The organism is Xanthomonas sp. NCPPB 1128, from assembly GCF_001043115.1.
GTDB lineage: Bacteria > Pseudomonadota > Gammaproteobacteria > Xanthomonadales > Xanthomonadaceae > Xanthomonas_A.
On record NZ_LFME01000035.1, the window covers coordinates 1 to 24534 of the forward strand.

General features: G+C 68.8%; 16 protein-coding genes. 7 read left to right on the forward strand and 9 right to left on the reverse strand.

All coding sequences use genetic code 11. The features are described 5' to 3' along the window. Nucleotides 1-216: 216 nt before the first annotated feature. The 4 genes from ACP93_RS17760 to ACP93_RS17775 form a co-directional block, all read right to left on the reverse strand. Nucleotides 217-1128, reverse strand: coding sequence for an NAD-dependent epimerase/dehydratase family protein (locus tag ACP93_RS17760; protein ID WP_106407137.1), 912 nt, complete (start codon nucleotides 1126-1128; stop codon nucleotides 217-219). A gap of 79 nt (nucleotides 1129-1207) precedes the next feature. Continuing rightward, nucleotides 1208-3973: a methionine synthase gene (metH, locus tag ACP93_RS17765; RefSeq protein ID WP_048491991.1), complete on the reverse strand. Its 2766-nt coding sequence runs from the start codon at nucleotides 3971-3973 to the stop codon at nucleotides 1208-1210. A gap of 103 nt (nucleotides 3974-4076) precedes the next feature. Further along, entirely contained in the window at nucleotides 4077-5222 is a 1146-nt protein-coding gene (locus tag ACP93_RS17770; protein WP_048491992.1) for a homocysteine S-methyltransferase family protein, read from the reverse strand. Continuing rightward, nucleotides 5219-6208 (reverse strand): ArsR/SmtB family transcription factor, encoded by a 990-nt coding sequence (locus tag ACP93_RS17775; RefSeq protein WP_048491993.1) that lies wholly within the window; start codon nucleotides 6206-6208, stop codon nucleotides 5219-5221. The genes ACP93_RS17770 and ACP93_RS17775 overlap by 4 nt, the downstream gene beginning before the upstream one ends. Before the next feature lie 126 nt (nucleotides 6209-6334). Between ACP93_RS17775 and ACP93_RS17780 the strand changes: the two genes are divergently transcribed. Then, the gene (locus ACP93_RS17780; protein ID WP_048491994.1) at nucleotides 6335-7483 is read left to right on the forward strand and encodes an acyl-CoA dehydrogenase family protein; all 1149 of its coding nucleotides are present in this window, start codon (nucleotides 6335-6337) and stop codon (nucleotides 7481-7483) included. 465 nt (nucleotides 7484-7948) lie between these two features. Here ACP93_RS17780 and ACP93_RS17785 read toward each other — a convergent pair whose 3' ends face one another. From ACP93_RS17785 to ACP93_RS17795, 3 genes are read right to left on the reverse strand one after another with little or no spacing between them, the layout of a single operon-like run. Beyond that, nucleotides 7949-11122 carry a multidrug efflux RND transporter permease subunit gene (locus ACP93_RS17785; RefSeq protein ID WP_048491995.1) on the reverse strand — a complete coding sequence of 1058 codons (3174 nt, stop codon included), beginning with the start codon at nucleotides 11120-11122 and terminating at the stop codon, nucleotides 7949-7951. Nucleotides 11123-11134: 12 nt separating this feature from the next. Then, on the reverse strand, nucleotides 11135-12418 hold the full coding sequence (locus ACP93_RS17790) for an efflux RND transporter periplasmic adaptor subunit (RefSeq protein ID WP_048491996.1): 1284 nt from the start codon (nucleotides 12416-12418) through the stop codon (nucleotides 11135-11137). Then, nucleotides 12415-13068 (reverse strand): TetR/AcrR family transcriptional regulator, encoded by a 654-nt coding sequence (locus tag ACP93_RS17795; RefSeq protein WP_048491997.1) that lies wholly within the window; start codon nucleotides 13066-13068, stop codon nucleotides 12415-12417. Before ACP93_RS17795 ends, ACP93_RS17790 begins: the two co-directional genes overlap by 4 nt. A gap of 241 nt (nucleotides 13069-13309) precedes the next feature. On the opposite strand from ACP93_RS17795, the gene ACP93_RS17800 reads away from it, so the two are divergent. From ACP93_RS17800 to ACP93_RS17820, 5 genes are all read left to right on the forward strand, one after another. Continuing rightward, nucleotides 13310-18427, forward strand: a complete 5118-nt coding sequence (locus ACP93_RS17800) for an NAD-glutamate dehydrogenase (protein WP_048491998.1) — start codon at nucleotides 13310-13312, stop codon at nucleotides 18425-18427. Between the two features lie 270 nt (nucleotides 18428-18697). Beyond that, on the forward strand, nucleotides 18698-19324 hold the full coding sequence (locus ACP93_RS17805) for a hypothetical protein (RefSeq protein WP_048491999.1): 627 nt from the start codon (nucleotides 18698-18700) through the stop codon (nucleotides 19322-19324). 234 nt (nucleotides 19325-19558) lie between these two features. Continuing rightward, nucleotides 19559-20329 carry an NAD kinase gene (locus ACP93_RS17810; protein ID WP_048492029.1) on the forward strand — a complete coding sequence of 257 codons (771 nt, stop codon included), beginning with the start codon at nucleotides 19559-19561 and terminating at the stop codon, nucleotides 20327-20329. Nucleotides 20330-20462: 133 nt separating this feature from the next. Further along, on the forward strand, nucleotides 20463-21428 hold the full coding sequence (locus ACP93_RS17815) for a 5'-nucleotidase (RefSeq protein WP_048492000.1): 966 nt from the start codon (nucleotides 20463-20465) through the stop codon (nucleotides 21426-21428). 2 nt (nucleotides 21429-21430) lie between these two features. Then, on the forward strand, nucleotides 21431-22237 hold the full coding sequence (locus ACP93_RS17820) for a fused MFS/spermidine synthase (RefSeq protein ID WP_228136083.1): 807 nt from the start codon (nucleotides 21431-21433) through the stop codon (nucleotides 22235-22237). 75 nt (nucleotides 22238-22312) lie between these two features. Here the strand turns inward: ACP93_RS17820 and ACP93_RS17825 are convergent, their stop codons facing one another. Then, nucleotides 22313-22669, reverse strand: coding sequence for a hypothetical protein (locus tag ACP93_RS17825; RefSeq protein ID WP_048492001.1), 357 nt, complete (start codon nucleotides 22667-22669; stop codon nucleotides 22313-22315). A gap of 133 nt (nucleotides 22670-22802) precedes the next feature. Here ACP93_RS17825 and ACP93_RS17830 point away from each other — a divergent pair, with 133 nt between their 5' ends. Beyond that, on the forward strand, nucleotides 22803-23735 hold the full coding sequence (locus ACP93_RS17830) for a YncE family protein (protein WP_048492002.1): 933 nt from the start codon (nucleotides 22803-22805) through the stop codon (nucleotides 23733-23735). Nucleotides 23736-23971: 236 nt separating this feature from the next. Here ACP93_RS17830 and ACP93_RS17835 read toward each other — a convergent pair whose 3' ends face one another. Next, complete coding sequence (locus ACP93_RS17835; RefSeq protein ID WP_048492003.1) at nucleotides 23972-24508, reverse strand: DUF2939 domain-containing protein; 537 nt, start codon at nucleotides 24506-24508, stop codon at nucleotides 23972-23974. Nucleotides 24509-24534: the final 26 nt, after the last annotated feature.

Genomic DNA, 24534 nt, shown 5'->3' on the forward strand with positions numbered 1-24534 from the left:
GGTGAGGGGCGGCGCGAAGCGTCTCGTGGTGTTTGGGTTGACGTAGCTGCGCCCGTACCCTCATCCGCCCCTTCGGGGCACCTTCTCCCGAGGGGAGAAGGGAACAGCGGTGGTGCGCATGCCCCTCTCCCGTCGGGAGAGGGGTTGGGGTGAGGGTCGGGGCGAAGCGTCTCGCGGAGCTGGGTGCGCGAGATTTTCGCCCCTACCGCCGCACGCTTACTCGCGCGCGGCCTCGCCGTCGGCGGGCGGCAGGATCTCCGGGACGTGCTGGTCGTACTGCGCCAGCACCTCCTCGAAACCGTAGCGAGGTCGCCAGTCCAGTCCCTGCATCGCTTGCTGCGCCGAGTAGACGCGGTCGATCCGGTCCGGCAGTGCCCAGCCGCGTTGCTTGAATGCATCCACCAACTCGGGTGCGCGTCGTCGTAGGACCGCCGGCGCCGCACTGTGCAGGTCGGCGCAATCCTCGCGCAGGAACGGTGTGGCGCCGGAAATCACGAACGTCGCGGCCGCCGGCCCGGCATGCCGCAACGCCGCGGCATGGGCCTCGGCGACGTCGCGCGCGTCGATGCCGCGATGCAGGCGAAGCGCCGCCATCACGTTGATCGGCTCGGGGAAGCAGCGCGACATGCGCAGGATGCGCACGCTCGGCCCGCCCTGGTCGGCGGCGGCGCGCAGCAGCACCTCGGCCTCCAGCTTGGTGTGGTGGTAGATGGTCTGCGGCTGTGGCGTCAGCGTCTCGTCGACCCAGCCGGCGCTGCCGTCGGGCGTGGCGGCGCTGCCGTACAACGCGGTGGTGCTGGTGAACACGATGCGGCGCACGCCGGCCGCCGCCGCGGCATCCAGGACGCGGCGCGTGCCGTCGACATTGACCTGGCGGAAGCGCGCCGCCGGCACATGCGCGACGTGCGGGGCGTGCAGCGCGGCGGTGTGGATCACCGCGTCCGCGCCCTGCAGCGCCCGCGCCAGCAGCGCGGCATCGTCGAGATCGCCAACCCAGTCGGCGGTGGAGCAGGGCGTGCGGTCTAAGCCGCTGACGCGGTGCTCGCGCGCGAGCCGGATGTGGATCGCGCGGCCGACCCGGCCGGCACTGCCGGTGACCACGATCTTCAGTGGGGGCGGGGTGGGCATGGGCATCGGCGATGGGCTCGAAGGCGGGTGGGGAGTGCCGATGCAGGCGATGGTGCGCGCACCGGCGGCCGGCCCCGGCTCACTCCGGATCGTAGTCCAGGTTCGAGGCCAGCCAGCGCTCGGCCTGTTGCAGCGAGACGCCCTTGCGCCGCGCGTAGTCGGCGAGCTGGTCCTTGCCCAGGCGGCCGACCACGAAGTACTGGCTCTGCGGGTGGCTGAAGTAGTAGCCGGACACCGCGGCGGTCGGCAGCATCGCAAAGCTCTCGGTCAGCGACATGCCGGCGTTGCGACCGGCGTCGAGCAGCGCGAACAGGGTCTGCTTCTCGCTGTGATCGGGGCAGGCCGGATAGCCGGGCGCTGGACGGATGCCGCGGTAGCGCTCGGCGATCAGCGCCTCGTTGTCCAGCGCCTCGTCGTCGGCATAGCCCCAGAACTCGGTGCGCACGCGCTGGTGCAGGCGCTCGGCCAGCGCCTCGGCCAGGCGGTCGGCCAGGGCCTTGAGCAGGATCGCGTTGTAGTCGTCGTGCGCCGCTTCGAAGCGCGCCACGTGCGGCTCGATGCCGATGCCGGCGGTGACCGCGAACGCACCGATCCAATCCTGCTTGCCGCTGTCGCGCGGTGCGATGAAGTCGGCCAGGCAGAAGTCCGGGCGTTCGGCGGGCTTGTCGACCTGTTGCCGCAAGAAGTGCAGGAGGTGCCGGGATTCGGGATTCGGGAGTGGGGATTGGCTTTGCTCCTGCGAATCCCGAATCCCGATTCCCGATTCCCGGTGGTCCGCCAGGACCACCTCGACATCGTCGCCCACCGACTGCGCCGGCCACAGCCCGAACACGGCCTTGGCGGTCAGCCATTTCTCGGCGACGATCCGCTGCAGCATCGCGCGCGCGTCTTGGTACAGCTCGCTGGCCTGCTGGCCGACGATCTCGTCGGTGAGGATCGCCGGGAACTTGCCGGCCAGTTCCCAGGCCTGGAAGAACGGGGTCCAGTCGATCAGCGGGACCAGGTCGTCCAGCGGGTAGTCGTCGAACACGTGCAGGCCGGGCTGCCTGGGCGCCGGCGGGGTGTAGGCGTCCCAGCCGCCGTCGAAGTGCTGCCCGCGCGCATGTGCGAGCGACACCAGGCGCTTGGCGTCGCCGCGGTTCTTGTGGCGCTGTCGGATCTCGGCGTAGTCGGCATCGTTGGCGGCGACGAAGGCCGCGCGCAGTTCGCGCGAGATCAGCGACTGCGCCACGCCGACCGCGCGCGAGGCGTCCTTGACCCACACCGTCGGCGCCGCATAGTGCGGATCGATCTTCAGCGCGGTGTGTGCGCGCGAGGTGGTGGCGCCGCCGATCAGCAGCGGCATCGAAAAGCCCTGCCGCTGCATCTCGCGGGCAACGTGGGTCATCTCCTCCAGCGACGGGGTGATCAGCCCGGACAGGCCGATGATGTCGGCGTTCTCGGCGCGGGCGCGGTCGAGGATGGTCTGGGTCGGCACCATCACCCCCAGGTCGATCACGTCGAAGTTGTTGCAGGCCAGGACCACGCCGACGATGTTCTTGCCGATGTCGTGCACGTCGCCCTTGACCGTGGCCATGACGATCTTGCCGTTGGACTTGCCGGTGTCGCCGCTGCGCAGCTTCTCCGCCTCGATGTAGGGCAGCAGATAGGCCACCGCCTTCTTCATCACCCGCGCCGATTTCACCACCTGTGGCAGGAACATCTTGCCGGCGCCGAACAGGTCGCCGACCACGTTCATGCCGTCCATCAGCGGGCCTTCAATCACGTCCAGCGGCCGCGCCGACTGCTGCCGCGCCTCTTCCGTATCGACCTCGACGAACTCGTCGATGCCATGCACCAGCGCGTGGCTCAACCGCTCGCGCACCGTCTTCTCGCGCCACGCCAGCTTCTCGCGATTCCCGATTCCCGGATCCCGATTCCCCGCCTTTTTGTAACGCTCGGCGATCTCCAGCAGGCGTTCGGTGGCGTCGCGGCGGCGGTTGAGGATCACGTCCTCCACGAGCTCGCGCAGTTCCGCATCCAGCTCGTCGTAGATCGGCATGCCGCCGGCGTTGACGATGCCCATGTCCATGCCCGCGGCGATGGCGTGGTACAGGAACACCGAATGGATCGCCTGGCGCACGGTCTCGTTGCCACGGAACGAAAACGACACGTTGGACACGCCACCGGAGACGTGGCAGTGCGGCAGGGTGCGCTTGATCTCGCGGGTGGCCTCGATGAAATCGACCGCGTAGTTGTCGTGTTCCTCGATGCCGGTGGCCACGGCGAAGATGTTCGGATCGAAGATGATGTCTTCCGGCGGGAACCCGACCTGCTCGGTGAGGATGCGGTAGGCGCGGGTGCAGATCTCCACCTTGCGCGCGCAGGTGTCGGCCTGGCCGACCTCGTCGAAGGCCATCACCACCGCCGCGGCGCCGTAGCGCAGCACCTTGCGCGCGTGTTCGACGAACGGCGCCTCGCCCTCCTTGAGCGAGATCGAGTTGACCACGCTCTTGCCCTGCAGGCACTTCAGCCCGGCCTCGATCACGCTCCACTTGGAGGAGTCGACCATCACCGGGATGCGCGCGATGTCCGGCTCGGACATGATCAGGTTGAGAAAGCGCACCATCGCCTTCTCCGAGTCGATCAGGCCCTCGTCCATGTTGACGTCGAGGATCTGCGCGCCGTTGGCGACCTGCTGGCGTGCCACCTCCACCGCTTCCTCGTAGCGCTCTTCCTTGATCAGCTTGCGGAATTGCGCGCTGCCGGTGACGTTGGTGCGCTCGCCGACGTTGACGAACAGCAGGTCCGGGGTCAGCAGCAACGGCTCCAGGCCGGACAGGCGGGTGTGGCGGGCGGAGGACATGGTCAGCGTTCCGGAAACGGGGAGGTGCAGGCGCGCACGCAGGCGGCGCCGTACCGACGCGGGAATGCGCAGGCGGGGACGGCGGGCGTGCGCGCGGCGGACATCAGGCGGCCTGCGCCTGGGCCGCCAGCGGCAGGCGCGGCGGCAGACCGCGCACCGCCTCGGCGATGGCGCGGATGTGCGCCGGGGTGGTGCCGCAGCAGCCGCCGACCAGGTTCAGCAGCCCGGACTCGGCGAACTCGCGCAGTGTCGCCGCCATTTCCTCGGGCGTCTCGTCGTACTCGCCGAAGGCGTTGGGCAGGCCGGCGTTGGGATGCGCGCTGACATAGCCGTCGGCGATCCGTGCCAGCGTCTCCACGTGCGGCCGCAGGTCCTTGGCGCCGAGCGCGCAGTTCAGCCCGACCGACAGCGGCCGCCCGTGCGCGACCGAGGCGTAGAACGCTTCGGCGGTCTGCCCGGACAGGGTACGGCCGGAGGCATCGGTGATGGTGCCGGAGATCATCACCGGCAGGCGCCCGCCGCGCGCGTCGAACACCTCTTCGATCGCATACAGCGCGGCCTTGGCGTTGAGCGTGTCGAAGATGGTCTCGACCATCAGCGTGTCGGCGCCGCCGTCGATCAGGCCGTCGATCGCCTCGCGGTAGGTGGCGCGCAGTTCGTCGAAGCTGGTGTTGCGGAAGCCGGGGTCGTTGACGTCCGGGCTGATCGAGGCGGTGCGGCTGGTCGGGCCGAGCACACCGATCACGAAGCGCGGTTTGTCGGGAGTGAGCGCCTCGACCGCGTCGCAGCAGGCGCGCGCGACCTGCGCACCGGCCTTGTTGAGTTCGTAGACCAGGTGCTCCAGGTGGTAGTCGGCCTGGCTGATCGACGTCGCGTTGAAGGTGTTGGTTTCGAGCAGGTCGGCGCCGGCGTCGAGATAGGCCCGGTGGATCTCGGCGATCACCTCCGGCCGGGTCAGCAGCAACAGGTCGTTGTTGCCCTTCAGGTCGTGGCCCTGCGGCGCGTGGTCGCAGCCGGGGCCGTGCACGTGCCCGGCCTGCGCGTCGTAGCCCTCGGCGAAGCGCTCGCCGCGGTAATCGGCCTCCTGCAGCCCATGACGCTGGATCATCGTGCCCATCGCCCCATCGATGATCAGGATGCGTTCGGACAGGGCCTGCAGCAGTTTCTGCGTGCGCTCCGGGTTTAGCCAGGGCAGGCCCGGGAGTGGGGATTGGGCATTGGGGATTGGGGAAACAACGCCGCCACTCATGCTTCGACTCCCGCTTTGGCCTTTGCCTTCTCCACTCCCGAATCCCCATTCCCCAATCCCGGCTTCCCAGCAATCAACGAGATCACTTCGAAGTGCGGCGGGCGCTTCTCGCGGGTCACGGTTTCCAGGCTGGAGACCTCGAGCCCGGCCTTGCCGACGAACTTGCGCAGTTCCTTGGCGGCGAAGCCGAGGTTGACGTGGCCGTAGGCCTGGACCGCGGCCTTGTGTTCGTGGCGCGCCAGGCTGCACAGCAGCAGGCGCCCACCCGGGCGCAGCACCCGCGCCGATTCGCACACCGCCTGCGCCGGCTTGGTCGCATAGGTCAGCGCATGCATCATCACCACCAGGTCGAAGCTGGCGTCCGGGAAGGGCAGGGCATGCATGTCGCCCTCGCGCACTTCCACGTTGCCGAGCCGGCGCAGGCGCTCGCTGGCCGCGGCCACCACCCGTGCGCTGGTGTCGATGCAGACATAGCGGCGCGCGTGCGGCGCCACCAGTTCGGCCAGCACGCCGTCGCCGGAGGCGATGTCGAGCACGTCGCCGGTCTCCAGCAGCGGCAGGGCGGTGCGCGCCAGCGCTTCCCAGGTGCGGCCGGGCGAATAGTGGCGTTCCATGTCGCCGGCCACCGAGTCGGCCCAGTTCTGGTCGGCGGCGCGGTTGGCCAGCACCGCGGCCACGCGCTCGGCGTCCTGGCGCAGCAGCGGGTCGTCGCTGCCGGTGCTCAGCGCCAGCCACAGCGCACGCTGGGCCGGGTCCAGCAGGGTCTCGTCGAAGCGATAATAGGCCGAGACGCCGGCACGGCGGTCGCGCACCAGCCCGGCCTCCTTGAGCTTGGCCAGGTGGGTCGAGACCCGCGGCTGCGCCAGGCGGGTGATCGCCGACAGCTCGGCCACGGTCAGTTCCTCCTGTTCCAGCAGCGCCAGCAGGCGCACGCGGGTGGCGTCGGCGAAGACCTTCAGCCGGGACGACCAGTCCTCCAGATCCATAAATATCTTCCTATCGCGATATAGAGATATTTTGGTCCGCGCGGCGGTTGCGGTCAAGTTGCACACGCCGCCGTATGGTCGGCACGGCTACAATGGCCGGACCAATACGCCCGGGAGGGGTTCGACGTGGATTTCAGCTTTACCGAAGAGCAATTGATGATCCAGGACGTGGCGCGGCGCATCGCCCAGGAGCGGATCGCCCCCAGCGCCGAGCACCACGACCGTGCCGGCGAATTCCCGCTGGAGAACATCCGCCTGCTGGGCGAGAACGGGCTGATGGGCATCGAGGTACCGGCCGAATACGGCGGCGCCGGCATGGACCCGGTCGCCTACGTGCTGGCGATGGTCGAGATCGCCGCCGGCGATGCGGCGCATTCCACCATCATGTCGGTCAACAACTCGCTGTTCTGCGCCGGCATCCTCAAGAACGGCAACGAGGAGCAGAAGCAGAAGTACGTGCGCGCCATCGCCGAAGGCCGCGAGATCGGCGCCTTCGCGCTGACCGAGCCGCAGTCCGGTTCCGACGCCACCGCGATGCGGTGCCGGGCGGTGCGCCAGGACGACGGCAGCTTCGTCATCAACGGCAAGAAGAGCTGGATCACCTCCGGCCCGGTCGCCAAGTACATCGTGCTGTTCGCGATGAGCGAGCCGGACAAGGGCGCGCGCGGCATCACCGCCTTCGTCGTCGATACCGACAAGCCCGGCTTCCACCGCGGCAAGACCGAGCCCAAGCTGGGCATCCGCGCCTCGGCCACCTGCGAGATCGAGTTCCAGGACTACGTGGCCAGCGCCGACGAGGTGCTGGGCACGCCGGGCGAAGGCTTCAAGATCGCGATGAGCGTGCTCGACGCCGGCCGCATCGGCATCGCCTCGCAGGCGATCGGCCTGGCCCGCGCCGCCTACGAGGCGACCCTGGAGTACGTGAAGGAGCGCAAGGCGTTCGGCTCGCCGATCGGCGCGTTCCAGATGACCCAGGCCAAGATCGCCGACATGAAGTGCAAGCTGGACGCGGCGCTGCTGCTGACCTTGCGCGCGGCCTGGCTGAAGGGGCAGGGCCAGCGCTTCACCACCGAGGCCTCGGTGGCCAAGCTCACCGCTTCCGAGGCGGCGATGTGGATCACCCATCAGGCGGTGCAGATCCACGGCGGCATGGGCTACTCCAAGGAGATGCCGCTGGAGCGCTACTTCCGCGATGCGAAGATCACCGAGATCTATGAGGGCACCTCGGAGATCCAGCGGCTGGTGATCGCGCGCAACGAGACGGGCATTCGCTGAGGCCGGGAGTCGGGATTGGAGATTCGCGGTTCCCGAAGTCGGCTGAGGATCTAGGGAAAAGCGGCCGCAAGGCCGCTTTTTCTTTGTGTGGGAAAAGAGATGTGCGGCTGCTAGCCGAAGCGCTTCGGGACTGAAGTCCCCCTGATGCCGGGATTCGGGATTCGGGATTGGCCGGTTCCCGAGTCGCTTGAGGAATCGGGGAGAAGCGGCCGCGGGGCCTTTTTTCTTCGCCGGGGAAAAGGGATGCGCGGCGGCTGGCCGAAGTGCGTCGGGACTGAAGTCCCTCCCACAAGGAGCGCTCAGCTTTGTTCTGGGCGTCGGGCCGGCGCTTCCTGCCTGACGAGATTCCCAGACAACAAAAAGCGGCCTTGCGGCCGCTTTTTGTTTGTTTCTACACGGAAGGATCAAGGCGGGGAGCGAGACTCGGCTTACGAATCCCAACTCCCGAATCCCCAATCCCGGCCCTCAGCGATCCGGCTGATGCCGCGCCAGTCCGGCTTCCTGCATCTGCGTGAACTCCTTCGACGGCTCGTCCAGCTTGTCGCCGAGCATGCGCCGCACCATCACGAAGAACAGCGGGATGAACAGCACGCCCAGCACGGTGGCGAACAGCATGCCGCCGATCACGCCGGTACCGATGGCGTGGCGGGCGTTGGCGCCGGCGCCGGTGGAGATCGCCATCGGCAGCACGCCGAGGATGAACGCGAACGAGGTCATCAGGATCGGGCGGAAGCGCAGGTGCGCCGCCTCGGCCGCGGCCTCGCGCAGGGTCTTGCCCATCGCCCGCTGCTCCACTGCGAACTCGACGATCAGGATCGCGTTCTTGGCGGCCAGGCCGATCACCGTGATCAGGCCGATCTTGAAGTAGATGTCGTTGGGCAGGCCGCGCAGCAGCGAGAACGCCACCGCGCCGAGCACGCCGATCGGCACCACCAGCAGCACCGACACCGGGATCGACCAGCTCTCGTACAACGCCGCCAAGCACAGGAACACCACCACGATCGACAGCACCAACAGCAGCGTGGCGGTGTTGCCGGCGATGATTTCCTGGTACGACATGCCGCTCCAGTCGAAACCGAAGCCCGGCGGCAGATCGTTGTTGACGATGTCCTCCATCGCGCTCATCGCCTGGCCGGAGCTGCCGCCCGGCGCCGGGTTGCCGACGATGTTGACCGCCGAGTAGCCGTTGTAGCGGCTCAGCGACGGCGAGCTGTAGATCCAGTCCGAGCTCACCACTGTGCTCAGCGGGATCATCTGCGGCAGGCCGCTGCTGTCGGTGGCGGTGCTGCTGGGCACGTAGAAGTTGCGCAGCGACTCCGGACCGGTGCGGAACGGCGCATCGGCCTGCATGTTGACGCGCTTGATGCGGCCTTCGTAGAAGAAGTCGTTGACGTACACCGGCGCCAGCATCAGCTGGATCGACTGGTAGATGTCGCTGACCGACAGGCCCATCGACTGCGCCTGCACGCGGTCCACCTTCAACTGCAGTTGCGGCGAGTTCTCCAGGCCGTTCGGGCGCACGCCGGCCAGGGCGTCCTGGCGCTGCGCGGCCTTGCCGAGCACGATGTTGCGCGCCTGCAGCAGGGCTTCCTCGCCCTGGCCGCTGCGGTCCTGCAGCCACATGTCGAAGCCGCCGAACTGGCCCAGGCCGTTCACCGTGGGCAGGTTGACCACGAAGATCTGCGCATCCTTGATCCCGTAGAACATCCCGTTCAACTGCTGGATCAGGTCGCCTGCGGCGATGTCGCGCTCGTCCCAGGGCTTGAGCCGGATGAAGCCCATGCCCACGTTCTCGCCGCGGCCCAGGAAGCTGAAGCCGGCCACCTGCAGCATGCCTTCGACCGCCTTCTGCTGCTGCAGCACGCCACGCATCTGCGCGAACACCTCGTTGGTGCGGGCCTTGGTCGCACCCGGCGGCAGCTGCACGATCGCCAGCGCGAAGCCCTGGTCCTCTTCCGGCAGGAAGCTGCCCGGCATGCGCGTGAACAGGAAGCCGCACAGCACCACCAGCAGCGCGAACACCGCCATCCAGCGCGGCGCGCGGCGGATGGTGTTGCCCACCGCGCCGACGTAGCGGTGCGACAGCTTGTCGTAGTACTTGTTGAAGGTGCGGTAGACCCAGTTCGGGTTGTCGTTGTGGGTGGGCTTGAGGAACGCCGCACACAGCGCCGGGGTGAAGCTCAGCGCAAGGAACGCCGAGAACGCCATCGACATGGCGATGGTGATCGCGAACTGCTTGTAGATCGCGCCGGCCGCGCCGGGCTGCATCGCCGACGGGATGAACACCGCCGCCAGCACCACGGTGATCGCCACCACCGCGCCGGTGATCTGGGTCATCGCCTTGTGCGTGGCCGCCTTCGGCGCCAGGTGCTCCTCGGACATGATGCGTTCGACGTTCTCGATCACCACGATCGCGTCGTCGACCACGATGCCGATCGCCAGCACCATCGCGAACAGGGTCAGCTGGTTGATGGTGAAGCCGATCGCCCACATGCCCAGGAAGGTGCCCAGCAACGCCACCGGGATGACCAGGGTGGGGATGATGGTGGCGCGGAAGTTCTGCAGGAACACCAGCATCACCAGGAACACCAGCACGATCGCCTCGGCCAGGGTCTTGACCACTTCCTCGATCGAGATCTTGACGAAGGTGGTGCTCTCGTACGGCGTGAACCAGGTGACGCCCTGCGGGAAGCTGGGCTGCAGCTCGTCCATCTTGGCCTTGACCGCCGCGGACACGTTCAGCGCATTGGCGCCCGGCAGCAGCTGGATGGCGAAGGCACCGGTCGGCTTGCCGTTGTACTGGGTGTCGAAGCCGAAGTTGGTCGGGCCGAACGCGACCCGGGCCACGTCCTTCAGCCGCACCACGGTGCCGTTGCCGTCGGCGCGCAGGATGATGTTCTCGAACTGCTCGGGCGAGGTGAAGCGGCCCTCGGCGCTGACCGTGGCGGTGAACGACTGGCCCTGCGGCGCCGGATCCGAACCCAGCGAACCGGCGGCGAACTGCACGTTCTGCGCGCGGATCGCGGTGTACACGTCGTTGGCGGACATGTGGTAACCCTGCAGCTTCTCCGGGTTGAGCCAGATGTCCATGGCGTACTCGGCGCCGAACTGCTGGGTGCTGCCGACGCCGGGCACGCGCGAGATCTGCTCCAGCACGCGCGAACCGACGATGTCGTTGAGCGCGTCGCGGTCGATCGACGGGTTGTCCGAACGCAGCGCGATCACGCTGAGGAAGCCGGCGTTGGCCTTGGCCACCACCACGCCCTGCGCGGTCACTTCCGAGGGCAGGCGCGGCGTGGCCAGCGACACCTTGTTCTGCACCTGCACCTGGGCGATGTCCGCGTCGGTGCCGGTCTCGAAGGTCAGGGTGATGGTGGCGCTGCCGCTGGAGGACGACGAGGAGCTGAAGTACAGCAGGTGGTCGATGCCGGTCAGCTGCTGCTCGATCACCTGGGTGACCGAACGTTCGGTGGTGCTGGCGCTGGCGCCGGGATAGGTGGCGGTGACGGTGACCTGGGGCGGGGCGATCGAGGGATACGACTCGACGCCGAGATTGAGGATGGCGATCACGCCGCTGAGCGAGATCAGGATCGCCACCACCCAGGCGAAGACCGGGTGTTCGATGAAGAACTTAGGCATGGGGGGAGTCCGTTACTGCTTCGGCTGGTCGGAATGCGAGGCGGCGTCCGGCGAATCGCCGTGCGCTGCGCCCTGCGCCGGGGCGGCACCCTTGGCCGGCGCCGCGGCGCCCTGCGCGCCCTGGCTGGGCGCCGCGCCGGCACCCGGACCCTGGCCCTGGGCGGCGGCGTTCGGATCCCACGGCTTGGCCACGGCCGGTGCGCCTTCCTTGACCTTGGGCAGGCCGCTGACCACGACCTGGTCGCCGTTCTGCAGGCCGCTGCTGACGATCCACTTGTCGCCCTGCTGGCCGACCGTAGTCAGATCCTTGCGCACCACCTTGCTGTCCTTGCCGACGACCAGCGCATAGGCGCCCTTGGCGTCGCGCAGCACGGCCGCCTGCGGGATCAGGTACACGTCCTTGCGCTGGCCCAGGTTGGCCGAGAAGCTGACGAAGGCGCCGGGCAGCAGCACCCGGTCCGGATTGGGCAGCAGCGCGCGCAGGGTCACCGAGCCGGTGCTCGGGTCGACCGCCGCGCCGGAGAAGTCCAGGGTGCCGGCATGCGCATAGGTGCTGCCGTCGCCGAGCTTGATCTGCACGGTGGACTTGTCCTCGGCGTTGAGGGCGACGTTGCCTTCGGTCTGCGCCTGGCGCAGCTGCGCCAGTTCGTCGGAACTCATCGAGAAGTTGACGTACAGCGGGTCCAACTGGTCGATCGTGGTCAGCAGCGTGCTGTCGCCCTGGCCGACCAGCGCGCCCTCGGTGACCTGCTGCTTGCCGGCGCGGCCGGCGATCGGCGCGGTGACGGTGGCGTAGCCGAGGTTGATGCGTGCGGTTTCGACTGCCGCACGGGCCTGCTGCACCGACGCAGCGGAGCTGCGTTCGGTGGCCTCGGCGTTGTCCAGGTCGGACTTGGACACGTAGGCCTGCGGCGCCAGGCTGCGCGCGCGGGCGGCGGCGGCCTTGGCGTTGGCGTAGGTGGCTTCGGCCGCGGCCAGCTGGCCCTGCGCCGAGGCCAGGGTCGCACGCAGCGGCGCCGGGTCGATCTGGAACAGCGGCTGGCCTTCCTTGACGTCGGTGCCTTCGGTGTACAGGCGCTTTTCCAGCACGCCGGGGACGCGGGCGCGCACATCGGCGCTGCGGAACGCGGACAGGCGGCCGACCAGTTCGCGCTCAAGCGGCACGGTCTGCGGCTGCGCCTGCAGCACGCCGACTTCCGGCGGCGGCATGGCCTGCTGCTGCTCCTGTTTCTTGCAGGACGCCAACACCACCACGACGGCGCAGGCCAGGGCGAGAGAACGCAACGGGGAGGTCATCGGGTGGTACTCCGGTCTGGTTTTGTAAAAGGAAGGGAAGGGGCGGCGGCGAACGCGCGCAAAAAGCCGTCCACGGCGAACTCGGCCCAGGCGCGCTGCGCGGCAGCGTCGCCGCGGTGCGCGCTGTGGAAGCGCTGACGCTCGAAATCCATGCCGACGATCATGCTCAACAGCAACTCAGCCATGAAGTGCGGATCGTCATGCCGGAGCTGGCCGCGCGCCGTGGCCCCGCGTAGGCGCTCGCTCAGGCGTTGCATCAACGCACCGGCGCTGTCGCGGAACAGGGCGCGCGCTTCTTCGGGGAAATGCCGCGACTCGGCGGCGATCAGCTGGCAACTCTGCAGCACGCGCGGTTCCGACAGCTGTTCCAGGTACTCGCAGGCGAAACGCAGCAGGCCGCCGCGCAGGTCGTCCTGGACCGGCTCCAGCTGTGCGGTGGCCAGATCGAGGTGATCCTGCATCGCCCGCTGCAACAAGCCCTGCTTGCTGCGGTAGCGGCTGTACAGGGTCTGCTTGGAACAGCCGGCACGGGCCGCCACGGCGTCCATGCTCAGGCCCATGCCTTCCTCCGCCAGCAGTTCGCGCACGGCAGCGTACACGCGCTGGTCGCGCGCCTGGCGCTGTGCGGCAGAGGCGAGGGGGGTGCTCATTGATTGTGGACTATACCGTCCAGTTTAGAATTAGAACAGCCTTGACACCGCGGTGTTCTTGCTGACAACAACGTGCCCGGCAAAGCATGGTGACCGCTGCGTGATGATGGTGTTGCGGCCGCTTTGCGCGATCTGGCGTGTCGTCTCCGCCACGCCGTCGGTTTGCGATGCAGCAAGGTAGTTGAACGGAGCACCGGTACAATTCCGCCTTTCCCATCGAGCATCGTTGCTGCTCTCCGTCATGAAACCCAAACACGCCGCTTCCCGTTCCAAATCTTCGGCCGCCACCACCAAGTCCGCGACCGCGTCCGCCGCCAAGTCGGCCAAGGCACCTGCGAAGGCGCCTGCCAAGGCCAAGACGCCGGCCAAGCCGGCCGCCCCGCGCAAGGCCGCGCCGCCGCCCAAGCTGGCTGCGACCGTTCCGGCGACCGCCAAGGTGATCGATGCGGCGCCTGCCGCCAGCGGTTTCAGCCTGGCATCGGTGTTCGCGGCGCTGCGCAAGCGCTACCCGGCCGCGCGCCAGGAGGAGGCGCAGACCTTCGCCGAGGAGTTCTACAAGCGCATGGAGGAGGACGAGTTCCCCCACCACAGCGCGCAGGAATGGGCGGCGCTGGCCGCGTCGATGCTGGAGTTCGCGCGCAAGCGCAAGCCGGGCACGGTCAACGTGCGGGTCTTCAACCCGAACCTGAAGGACGACGGCTGGGAGTCGTCGCACACGGTGCTGCAGATCGTCAACGACGACATGCCGTTCCTGGTCGATTCGGTAAGCATGGCGCTGGCGGAACTGGGCATCGGCGTGCACGTGCTGGGCCATCCGGTGCTGCGCATGCAGCGCGACAAGAGCGGCACGCTGGAGCACGTGGGCGAGGGCAAGGCGGAATCGCTAATGGCGCTGGAGATCGACCGCCAGCCGCCGGAAGACATGGCGCAGGTGGAAGCGGCGATCCGGCGCATCCTCGGCGAAGTGCGCAACATCGTGCGCGACTGGGGCGGCATGCGCGAGAAGATGCTGGCGCTGGCCGACGACCTGACCACGCGGCGCCTGCCCGTGGACGACAAGGGCCGGCGCGAGGCGCAGGAATTCCTGCGCTGGGCCGCCGCCGACCACTTCACCTTCTTCGGCTACCGCGAATACCGCGTCGAGAAGCAGGGCGGCGAAGACGTGCTGGCGCCGCTGGAGGACAGCGGCCTGGGCCTGCTGCGCGGGCAGGACAAGTCGCCGGCGCGGCCGGTGCGCACGCTGGCCGCACACGGCCTCAGCGAGTCCGGCACCAAGGAAGCGCTGATCCTGACCAAGACCAATGCGCGCTCGCGGGTGCACCGCAGCGGCTACATGGACTACATCGGCGTGCTGGAGTTTGACGCCAAGGGCCGCATCATCGCCGAGCAGCGCTTCCTTGGCCTGTTCACCTCCAGCGCCTACAACCGCCGCCCGTGGGAGATCCCGCTGGTGCGCGAGCGCTTCGACTCGGTCATGCGCAAGTCCGAGCTGACCCCGAGCAGCCACAGCGGCAAGGCGTTGCGCCACATCCTGGAGACGCTGCCGCGCGAGGAACTGTTCCAGTCCAACGAGGAAGAGCTGTACCGCACCGCGATGGGCATCCTCGGCCTGCAGGAGCGGGTGCGCAGCCGCCTGTTCCTGCGCCGCGACAAGTACGGCCGGTTCATTTCCGCGCTGGTGTACATCCCGCGCGAGCGCTTCAACACCGACGTGCGCCTGCGCATCGAGGCGTTGCTGAAGGACGCGCTGCACGGCGAGTACATCGATTCCAACGTGGTCCTGGGCGAATCGCCGCTGGCGCAGTTGCACATGATCGTGCGGCCGAAGCCGGGCGAGGCGCTGGAGTTCGACACCACCGAGCTGGAATCGCGCCTGGCGCACCTGCTGCGCAACTGGCACGACGACCTGCGCGAGGCGCTGGTGGCCAGCTGCGGCGAGCGCGATGGCCTGCGCCTGGCCGCCGGCTACGGCCGCGCGCTGCCGGCCGGCTACATCGAGGAGTCGACCGCGCAGATCGCCGCGCGCGACGTCGAGCGCCTGGCCGCGCTGCGCGGCCCGGAAGACCTGCACCTGAGCCTGCAGGCGCTGCGCCGTGACGGCACCGACAGCCTGCGCCTGAAGCTGTACCGCCAGCACGACGACCTGCCGCTCTCCGACGTGCTGCCGATGATGGAGAACCTGGGCCTGCGGGTGATCTCCGAGCGCCCGTACCGGCTGGTGGTCGACGGCACCGCGCTGTCGATCCAGGACTTCGAGGTCGAGCCGCTGGCCGGCAGCATCGACGTGGAAGCCGCCGACGCGCCGCTGTGCGAGGCGTTCGTGCGGATCTGGCGCGGCGATGCCGAGAATGACGGCTTCAACCGCCTGATCGTCGGCGCCAGCCTGAGCTGGCGCCAGGTCGCGGTGCTGCGCGGCTACTGCAAGTACCTGCTGCAGACCGGCGTGCCGTTCTCGCAGGCCTACGTGGAAGAGACCTGCAACCGCTATCCGTTGCTGGCGCGCTTGCTGGTGGAACTGTTCGAGGCGCGCTTCGATCCGGCCACCGGCAGCGAGAGCAAGGCGCAGATCGCCGAGGGCCAGGCCGCGCTATCCGCGCAGCTGCGCCTGCTGGCCAGCGGCGACGAGGCCGCGCTGAAGGCGCTGCAGCCGGTGATCGACGCGCGCAGCGGCAATCGAGAGGCACAGCTGGAGGCGGTCTCGGCCGCGCTGCTGAAGCTGTTCGACCAGGTGGCGAGCCTGGACGAGGACCGCATCCTGCGCAGCTTCAAGGGCGTGATCGAGGCGACCCTGCGCACCAGTCACTACCAGCGCAACGCCGATGGCGGGCTGGGCCACTGCATCAGCTTCAAGCTGGATTCGGCCAAGGTGCCGGACCTGCCCAAGCCGCGTCCGTACCGCGAGATCTTCGTGTACGGCCCGCGCGTGGAGGGCGTGCACCTGCGCTTCGGCGCGGTGGCGCGCGGCGGCCTGCGCTGGTCCGACCGGCGCGAGGACTTCCGCACCGAGGTGCTGGGCCTGGTCAAGGCGCAGATGGTCAAGAACACGGTGATCGTGCCGGTCGGCGCCAAGGGCGGCTTCTTCTGCAAGCGCCCGCCGGTCGGTGGCGACCGCGATGCGGTGCTGGCCGAAGGCATCGCCTGCTACAAGCTGTTCATCCAGGGCCTGCTGGACATCACCGACAATATCGTCGGCGGCAAGATCGTGCCGCCGCCGCAGGTGGTGCGCCACGATCAGGACGATCCGTACCTGGTGGTCGCCGCCGACAAGGGCACCGCCACCTTCTCCGACATCGCCAATGGTCTGGCGCTGGACCACGGCTTCTGGCTGGGCGATGCGTTCGCCTCCGGCGGCTCGGTCGGCTACGACCACAAGGGCATGGGCATCACCGCGCGCGGCGCCTGGGAGTCGGTCAAGCGCCACTTCCGCGCGCTGGGCCGCGACTGCCAGAGCGAGGACTTCACCTGCGTGGGCATCGGCGACATGTCCGGCGACGTGTTCGGCAACGGCATGCTGCTGTCGCGCCACATCCGCCTGCTGGCCGCGTTCGACCACCGCCACATCTTCCTCGACCCGAACCCGGATGCGGCGGCGTCCTTCGCCGAGCGCGAGCGCCTGTTCAAGCTGCCGCGCTCCAGCTGGGCCGACTACGACGCCAAGCTGATCAGCGCCGGCGGCGGCATCTACCCGCGCACGCTCAAGTCGATCGAGATCAGCGCGCCGGTACGCGACGCGCTGGGCCTGGAGCCGGGCGTCAAGCAGCTCTCGCCGAACGACCTGATGAACGCCATCCTCAAGGCGCCGGTGGACCTGTTCTGGAACGGCGGCATCGGCACCTACGTCAAGGCCGCCAGCGAGACCCATGGCGACGTGGGCGATCGCGCCAACAACGGCGTGCGCGTCAACGGCGGCGAGCTGCGCTGCAAGGTCGTGGGCGAGGGCGGCAACCTCGGCCTGACCCAGCTCGGCCGCATTGAGGCCGCGCAGGTCGGCGTGCTGCTCAACACCGACTTCATCGACAACTCGGCCGGCGTGGATACGTCCGACCACGAGGTCAACATCAAGATCCTGCTCAACGACGTCGTGCAGGCCAAGAAGCTGACCCTGGAGGCGCGCAACAAGCTGCTGGCGTCGATGACCGACGAAGTGGCCGAGCTGGTGCTGTGGGACAACATCCGCCAGAACCAGGCGCTGAGCCTGATGGAGCGGATGAGCGTCAAGCGCCTGGGCTCCAAGCAGCACTTCATCCGCACCCTGGAAGCGCAGGGCCTGCTCGACCGGCAGATCGAATACCTGCCCTCGGACGCGGAGATCTCCGCGCGCAAGGCGCGTGGCCAGGGCCTGACCCGGCCGGAGCTGGCGGTGCTGCTGTCCTACTCCAAGCTGGTGGCGTTCCAGCAACTGCTGGAATCGGACATCCCCGAGGACCCGTACCTGTCCAAGGAGCTGCAGCGCTACTTCCCGCAGCCGCTGCAGAAGAAATACGCCGATGCGATGGAGCGGCACCGCCTCAAGCGCGAGATCATCGCCACCGCGGTGACCAACACCACCATCAACCGCATGGGCGCCACCTTCCTGATGCGCATGCAGGAGGACACCGGTCGCAGCATCGCCGAGGTCGCCAAGGCCTACACCATCAGCCGCGAGACGCTGGACGCGCGCGCGCTGTGGACGCAGATCGACGCGCTGGACGGCAAGGTGCCCGAGTCGGTGCAGATCGACGCGCTGGAGGTGATCTGGACGCTGCAGCGCGCCTTCGTGCGCTGGCTGCTGTTCCGCCCGGGCCCGATGCCGGGCATCACCGCGGCGGTGGAGCGCTACTACGAGCCGTTCAACGACATCCGCGTCGCCTCCGGCGTGCTGCCCGACTCGCAGCGTCCGCGCTATGAAGCGCTGGTGCAGGAGTGGCAGGACAAGGGCCTGCCGCCGGCGCTCGCCCAGCAGCTGTCGGAACTGCGCTTCCTGGAGCCGGCGTTCGACATCATCGAAATGGCGCGCACCCGCAAGCTCAAGCCGGTGGAGGTGTCGAAGGTGCACTTCCGCCTCGGCGAGGCGCTGCAGTTGCCGTGGCTGTTCGAGCAGATCGACGCGCTGGAGGTCAACGGCCGCTGGCATGCGGTGGCCCGCGGCGTGCTGCGCGATGAACTGGCCAAGCACCACGGTGTGTTGGCCGGCCAGGCGCTGAGCCTGCCGGGCGGCACCGCCGAGGCCAAGGTGCAGCACTGGCTGCAGCGCGACGACAGCAGCCTGCGCTTCACCCTGAGCATGCTGCAGGAACTGGCGGCACAGAAGACGCTGGACTACCCGACCGTGTCGGTGGCGGTGCAGCGGCTTGGCCAGTTGGCGGCGCACGGCGTCTGAGGTCTCGCGCCGATGGCCAGGCCCGCGCTTGCGGGCCTGGCCCATAGCAGTACCGCGTCAACCCGTGGTACTGCCTGGCGCGTTGCAGCGATCGCTGCAACGCGCCTTTGGCTGGATTGGCGCTTGGCTGTCCGCCCGCATTGTCAGGTCGGTGGCGCGCCGCTGCAGCTGTCGACCGCGCCGTGCAAGCCCCTGGGATTCTGCACGCCCTCGCCGATCCGATCCGTGCCGTCCGTGCACGCGCCTGCAGCCTTCATCTCGAGACGCACCATGCTGTACCTGGCCATCCCCGCGGTGATCCTGTTGCTGATCGTCATCCAGGCACGGCAGCCCCCACTGGAGGTGCGGCTGGTGCTGGCAGTGCAGCAGGCGCGGCAGGGCGACCTGCGACGCTTGCGCGCACTCTCCAGGAAATCGATTGGCGATGCCGCCTATGCGCTGTTTCTGCAGCTGGACGCCAATGGCGAGCAGGCCGCGGCGCTGGTGGCACTGAAGCGTGCGGTCCATGCCCGCACCTGGCTGGACATCCGTGGCTGCAGCGTGGCGATGCGCGAGTACGGCCGCCGTCGCTTTCTGGGTGTGGGCGCCACGCCGGACCATGCCGCGCTGCTGGCGGAGTGGAGCCGTCCCGGCTGGTGCTCGGGCGCTGGCTGGGAGCCCAAACTGGCCTGGATCCAGGGTTGCGGCCCGGAGGGGTGCAGGGATGTGGCGCGCGCCTGGTACTGGCTGTACCTGGCCGATGCGCGCAAGCAGGAGGGCATGGGCGAGATCAGGTCGGTGGAACTGGCGCAGCAGGTGCGCGAGTATCTGCGTCCTCTGGTGCCGGCCTCGGTGCGTCAGGCGATGCAGGAGCAGGCGGCGCAGACTGCGCACGACGATTACCTGTCCGGCAGATAAGGCGGTCGGTGCGATACGGCCCAGCCACCGGGCGCTGTGCCGGCAATCACGGGAGCGCCGAAACTGTTCTGGGACAAGCCTTGAACGCCATCGCATCGCATTGCATGTGCTGCACGTGGCGACTGCAACGGCCACCGCCGTGTCTGAAATTCTTCGTGTATGGGCGTCGCTGGTTCATCACCGCGCGCCGGTCATGGCGCCCCGGGTATGATCGGGGCCATGAATGCTTCCGTCCTGCCGTCCTCGCCCCGCATCTGTTTCCTCGCCAGCGTCGCGCCGGAGGCGCAGCGGGCGCGCGACCACCTGGTGACGCGCTACGGCGATTGCGAGCCGGCCGACGCCGACGTGCTGTGCGCGCTCGGTGGCGACGGCTTCATGCTGCAGACCCTGCATCGCCACGGCAGTCTGGGCAAGCCGGTGTTCGGCATGAAGCTGGGCACGGTCGGCTTCCTGATGAACCAGTTCCGCGACGACGACCTGGTCGCGCGGCTGGCCCTGGCCGAGCCGGCCAAGCTGCGTCCGCTGGAAATGCTGGCGCAGACCGAATCCGGCGCCACCACCGGTTCGCTGGCCTACAACGAGGTCTCGCTGCTGCGGCAGACCCGCCAGGCCGCGCACGTGAGCATCGATCTCAACGGCCAGACCCGCGTCGACGAACTGATCTGCGACGGCGTGCTGGTGTCCACCCCGGCCGGCAGTACCGCCTACAACTCCTCCGCGCACGGCCCGATCCTGCCGCTGGGGTCGCACACCCTGGCGCTGACCCCGATCGCGCCGTACCGGCCGCGGCGCTGGCGCGGCGCGATCCTCAAGGCCGACATCGAGGTGCGCTTCCGCGTGCTGGACCCGTACAAGCGCCCGGTCAGCGTCACCGCCGACTCGCACGAGACCCGCGACGTGGTCGAAGTCACCATCCGCGAATCCCGCGACCGCCTGGTCACCCTGCTGTTCGATCCCGAGCACAACCTGGAGGAGCGGATCCTGAGCGAGCAATTTATGGTGTAGGGGCGGGGATTCGGGAGTGGGGATTAGGGATTCGTAACAGCGCATCTGCTTTGTCCGCCAATTCCCGACCTACGTTCCGACACCTTTGCCTGCTTCTGCAAATCTCCAATCCCCACTGCCGAATCCCCGCCCAATGTCCGACAACTCCCCCCGTCTGCTCACCGTCGCGGTCACCTCGCGCGCCTTGTTCGATCTGGAAGAGGGCCATGCCCTGTTCGAGCGGGACGGGGTGGAGGCGTACAGCGCGTACCAGCGCGAGCGCGAGGACGACGTGCTGGCGCCCGGGGTGGCGTTCCCGGTGGTGCGCAAGCTGCTGGCGCTGAACCAGGGCACGCCGCCGGAGACGCCGCCGGTGGAGGTGATCCTGCTGTCGCGCAATTCCGCCGACACCGGCCTGCGCATCTTCAATTCGATCCAGCACTACGGCCTGGGCATCGTCCGTGCCACCTTCACCTCCGGCGAGGCGACCTGGCCCTACGTCAAGCCGTTCGGCACCGACCTGTTCCTCTCCGCCAACCCGGAGTCGGTGCGGCGTGCGCTCAGCCACGGCATCGCCGCGGCGACCATCCTGCCCAAGCCGCCCGGCGAGCACGCGCAGGAGGCGGCCGCGGCGGCCGCGGCGATCGATGCCGATCGTCTGTCCACGCAGCTGCGCATCGCCTTCGACGGCGATGCGGTGATCTTCGGCGACGAGGGCGAGCGCTTCTCGCGCGAGCAGGGCGTGGAAGCGTTCGGCCGCTACGAGCGCGAGAACGCACGCGAGCCGCTGACCGGCGGGCCGTTCCGCAACTTCTTGTCGGCGCTGCACGCGCTGCAGTCCGCGTTCCCGGCGGGCGAGGCCTCGCCGATCCGCACCGCGCTGGTCACCGCGCGCTCGGCGCCTGCCCATGAGCGGGTGATCCGCACGCTGCGCGAATGGGGCGTGCGCCTGGACGAGGCGCTGTTCCTCGGCGGTCGCCACAAGGGACCGTTCCTGCAGGCCTTCGGCGCGGACATCTTCTTCGACGATTCGCAGCACAACATCGACAGCGCCGCCCGCGAGCGCGTCGCCGCGGGGCATGTGCCGCACGGGGTCGCCAACGACATCGCCCCGCCGTGAGCATGGCGCCCGGCGGCGGCCGCTGGGCTGCGCTGCGCCGCCTGTTGCGGCAGGGAGCGGACGCGCCCGCCGACCTGCGTCCCGGGCGGCCTTACGTGCGCCATGGCTGGCGCTACACCAGCCTGCAGTTCAAGGGCGAGGTGACCCAGAGCCGCATGTTCACCTGGTGGCCGGACGTGCTGCAGGTCGGCTACACGCGCAGCATGCTCGGCGCGCTGCTGCTGCGCCCGGACCCGCGGCGGATCGGGATCGTCGGGCTCGGCGGCGGCTCCCAGGCCAAGTTCTGCTACCGGCACTTGCCGCAGGCGCGGATCGAGGCGATCGAGGCCGACGCCGACGTGCTGGCCCTGCGCGCGGCCTTCCGCATTCCGGACGATGACGCGCGCTTCGAGGCCGTGCACGGCGACGGTGCGCGGTTGCTGCCGCAGCGGCGCGACCGCTACGACCTGCTGCTGCTCGACGCCTACGACGCCGAGGGCATCCCGGCGGCGCTGCTCAGCCGCGGCTTCTACGAGGACTGCCATGCCGCGCTGGTGCCGGGCGGGGTGCTGGCGGTGAACCTGTACGACACCGACACCCGCCGCCACCTGGCGCATCTGCGCGCGCTATTCGGCGGCCGCGTGCTGCGCCTGGACGAACCGGCCATGGACAACCACGTGGTGTTCGCCTGGACCGGCGCGCTGCCGGCGCTGGACGCGCATGCAGCGCTGGCGCGTCTGCCGTGGTCGGCGCGCTGGCAACTGCGCACGCCGTTCCGGCGCCTGCAACAGGCGATGGCGGGCAGAACCGGACGGGACGCGCCGCGCTAGGCGGGCTTTGCGTCGTCGTGCCGCAGGCCGGCACCCGCTGGCTGCGCTTTCCGAGGAGCCGCAGTGGACGCGCCGTTAGGCCGAGAGCACCAGCCGCGCCAGAACCGAGTTCCTCTGGCGCAGCAGCCAGGAACGGCACGCGTCTTTCAGAACCATCGGGATGGATGCGCGGTGCGCCGGCACGATGTGCTGCGCGCGTGCTCTCCCTCGTGCCGTCCCACGCGCTATCGCGCCTTGACCCACGGTCGCTGTGGTCCGCGCTGCGCTTCGTTGCAAGCGAATGCGCGGTTGCGAGTCGCGCGCCTGATGCGCGTGCCAGCTCGCGCGCGTCCACAGGTCCTCGCGCAGCATCTGCATCGAACGGCGCGCGGCGATGGTCCGGCCGTCGTCCGCCATCGTTGGCAACATGTCGCGCTCAGCTGCGATCTGCAAGAATTCCCGCTCGTTTGATCGAAGAGGCCGCACATCGATGCGTCCGCAACATGATTCAGCCGCATCCCCGCCTGCGCACGCGAGCGCACATCCCCAGCCTGCGACGATTCTTTGGCGGACCACCGTTCCGGGCGTGGCCGCCCACCGGCTCTGGCTGGACGACCAGGCCGAGCGGGTGCTGGTCGCGGATGGATGGGGCGTCAGCTTCGGCGCGTTGCGGGTGCGCGCGTTGGCCATGGCGACGGGCGCCGAACTGGCATCCGTCGCCCTCGGCAACCAGGCTCGGGCGTTCGCCGGCGACGGCGAGGGCGGCGTGCTGGTAGCCACCGATACCAAGCTGTTCCGGCTCGAGGCCGGCACACTGCGCGTCCTGGAAAAATGGACCTCACGCATTCCGCGTTATATCGATCGCCTGCTGCCGCTGGGCGGCCATGTGCATGCGGTCAATGCGCGCTCTGCACAGCTCAGCGCCATTGCGCTGGCGGACGGCGCCGTGCGGCGCAGAACGCTGGCGGAGGAATTGCAGCTGCACGCCACGCCCGATGGAAAGATCCTGGCGGTGGCGGCCGAAGGCAGCCTCTGGCTCGCGGAGCTGGGCCTGGCGCAGCCGCCCAAACGCATCGCGCGGACGCCGCCGATCTGCCAATCGGCGATGGACGCACAGGGCCGCTTATGGCTCTCGCTGGGACCCGGTCGCATCGTCGACGGCAACCGCGTGTCCTGGGCGGCGCCGACCGCGGCTGCCGGCTTCATGGACCCGCCGTACGTGTCGGTGACGGAGATCGATCTCGGCACAGACTTCTGGAACATCGCGGCCACCCGGGACGGTCGCATGCTGTCGGTGGCCGCCACCACGATGACGACGGGCGAGCAGCCGCGGCATGTTCAGACCAGTGTTGCGTCCTTTCGCACCGACGAGTGCGAACCACACCGTTGGGTGCAGGCGCCGCCGGAGTTCGAGATCGTCCTGATGTGCCCGGACGCCGGGTGCGCGTTCGCCACCCGAAACCTGTGGCGCAGCGCAGGGGATCCGGAAGTGTCCGAACTGATCTGCCTGCAGCTGTAGCGACTCTCCCGTGCCGAACACGGAAAGGCACACCCGTAGGAGCGGCTTCAGCCGCGACAGCTTTCCCGGCAAGGCCTCGTCGCGGCTGAAGCCGCTCCTACGAGACAGGGCGATGCTTGGCAGAAACGGGGGGTTGGAGGTGCTCTGAATGTTGTTTCTAAAGGAGGCGTCGCCTGCTCGCAACCTGACGTGACCTTGGGTGCTCAGCCGAGACGCCTTGCCCCGCGCACCATCGCCTACAACGGCAGCAGAATGTTGCTGAGCTTCCAGTGCAGGCCGTCGCGGGTGAACACGAAGGGCACCGCGGTGCCGTCGGCGGTGTGCACCGTGGCGACGAAGCGCGTGGTCGATTCGAAGCGGTGTTCGGCCTGGCGCAGCGGTTGTGGCGGACGCGGTGCGGCATAGGTGTCGCCACCGATGGTGTCGCCGCTGGCGCGTTTCCACAACGCATCGCCCTGCATCAGCGCGCCGATGCCGGCCGGGGTGACCATCGCATCCACGCTCATCCCGCCGAGGCCGCCGGCCAGCGACAGCAGTGCGCCGCCGAACAGGCTGGATTGCAGGTCGGGGCCGGCGCGGCGCACCAGTGCATCGTCCACCTGGGCCTTGAGGTTGACCCGCAGGGTGGGGAAGTCGACGTAGCGTTCCAGCGCCGCGGCATCGCGCTCGCGCAGCGCCTGGTCGATGCCGCGGATCGCCAGGTACGGCCCGGCGACGACATAGCCGCCGAGGGCGAGCAAGGCGAGGAACAGCAAGGCCAGCCATTTCTTCATGGGATGTTCTCGGGTTGCGTAAGAGC

Coding starts and splice junctions, on each gene's coding strand:
- ACP93_RS17760 (WP_106407137.1), bottom strand. CDS start 1,128: ATGCCCACCCCGCCCCCACTGAAGATCGTGGTCACCGGCAGTGCCGGC.
- metH (WP_048491991.1), bottom strand. CDS start 3,973: ATGTCCTCCGCCCGCCACACCCGCCTGTCCGGCCTGGAGCCGTTGCTG.
- ACP93_RS17770 (WP_048491992.1), bottom strand. CDS start 5,222: ATGAGTGGCGGCGTTGTTTCCCCAATCCCCAATGCCCAATCCCCACTC.
- ACP93_RS17775 (WP_048491993.1), bottom strand. CDS start 6,208: ATGGATCTGGAGGACTGGTCGTCCCGGCTGAAGGTCTTCGCCGACGCC.
- ACP93_RS17785 (WP_048491995.1), bottom strand. CDS start 11,122: ATGCCTAAGTTCTTCATCGAACACCCGGTCTTCGCCTGGGTGGTGGCG.
- ACP93_RS17790 (WP_048491996.1), bottom strand. CDS start 12,418: ATGACCTCCCCGTTGCGTTCTCTCGCCCTGGCCTGCGCCGTCGTGGTG.
- ACP93_RS17795 (WP_048491997.1), bottom strand. CDS start 13,068: ATGAGCACCCCCCTCGCCTCTGCCGCACAGCGCCAGGCGCGCGACCAG.
- ACP93_RS17800 (WP_048491998.1), top strand. CDS start 13,310: ATGAAACCCAAACACGCCGCTTCCCGTTCCAAATCTTCGGCCGCCACC.
- ACP93_RS17805 (WP_048491999.1), top strand. CDS start 18,698: ATGCTGTACCTGGCCATCCCCGCGGTGATCCTGTTGCTGATCGTCATC.
- ACP93_RS17815 (WP_048492000.1), top strand. CDS start 20,463: ATGTCCGACAACTCCCCCCGTCTGCTCACCGTCGCGGTCACCTCGCGC.
- ACP93_RS17820 (WP_228136083.1), top strand. CDS start 21,431: ATGGCGCCCGGCGGCGGCCGCTGGGCTGCGCTGCGCCGCCTGTTGCGG.
- ACP93_RS17835 (WP_048492003.1), bottom strand. CDS start 24,508: ATGAAGAAATGGCTGGCCTTGCTGTTCCTCGCCTTGCTCGCCCTCGGC.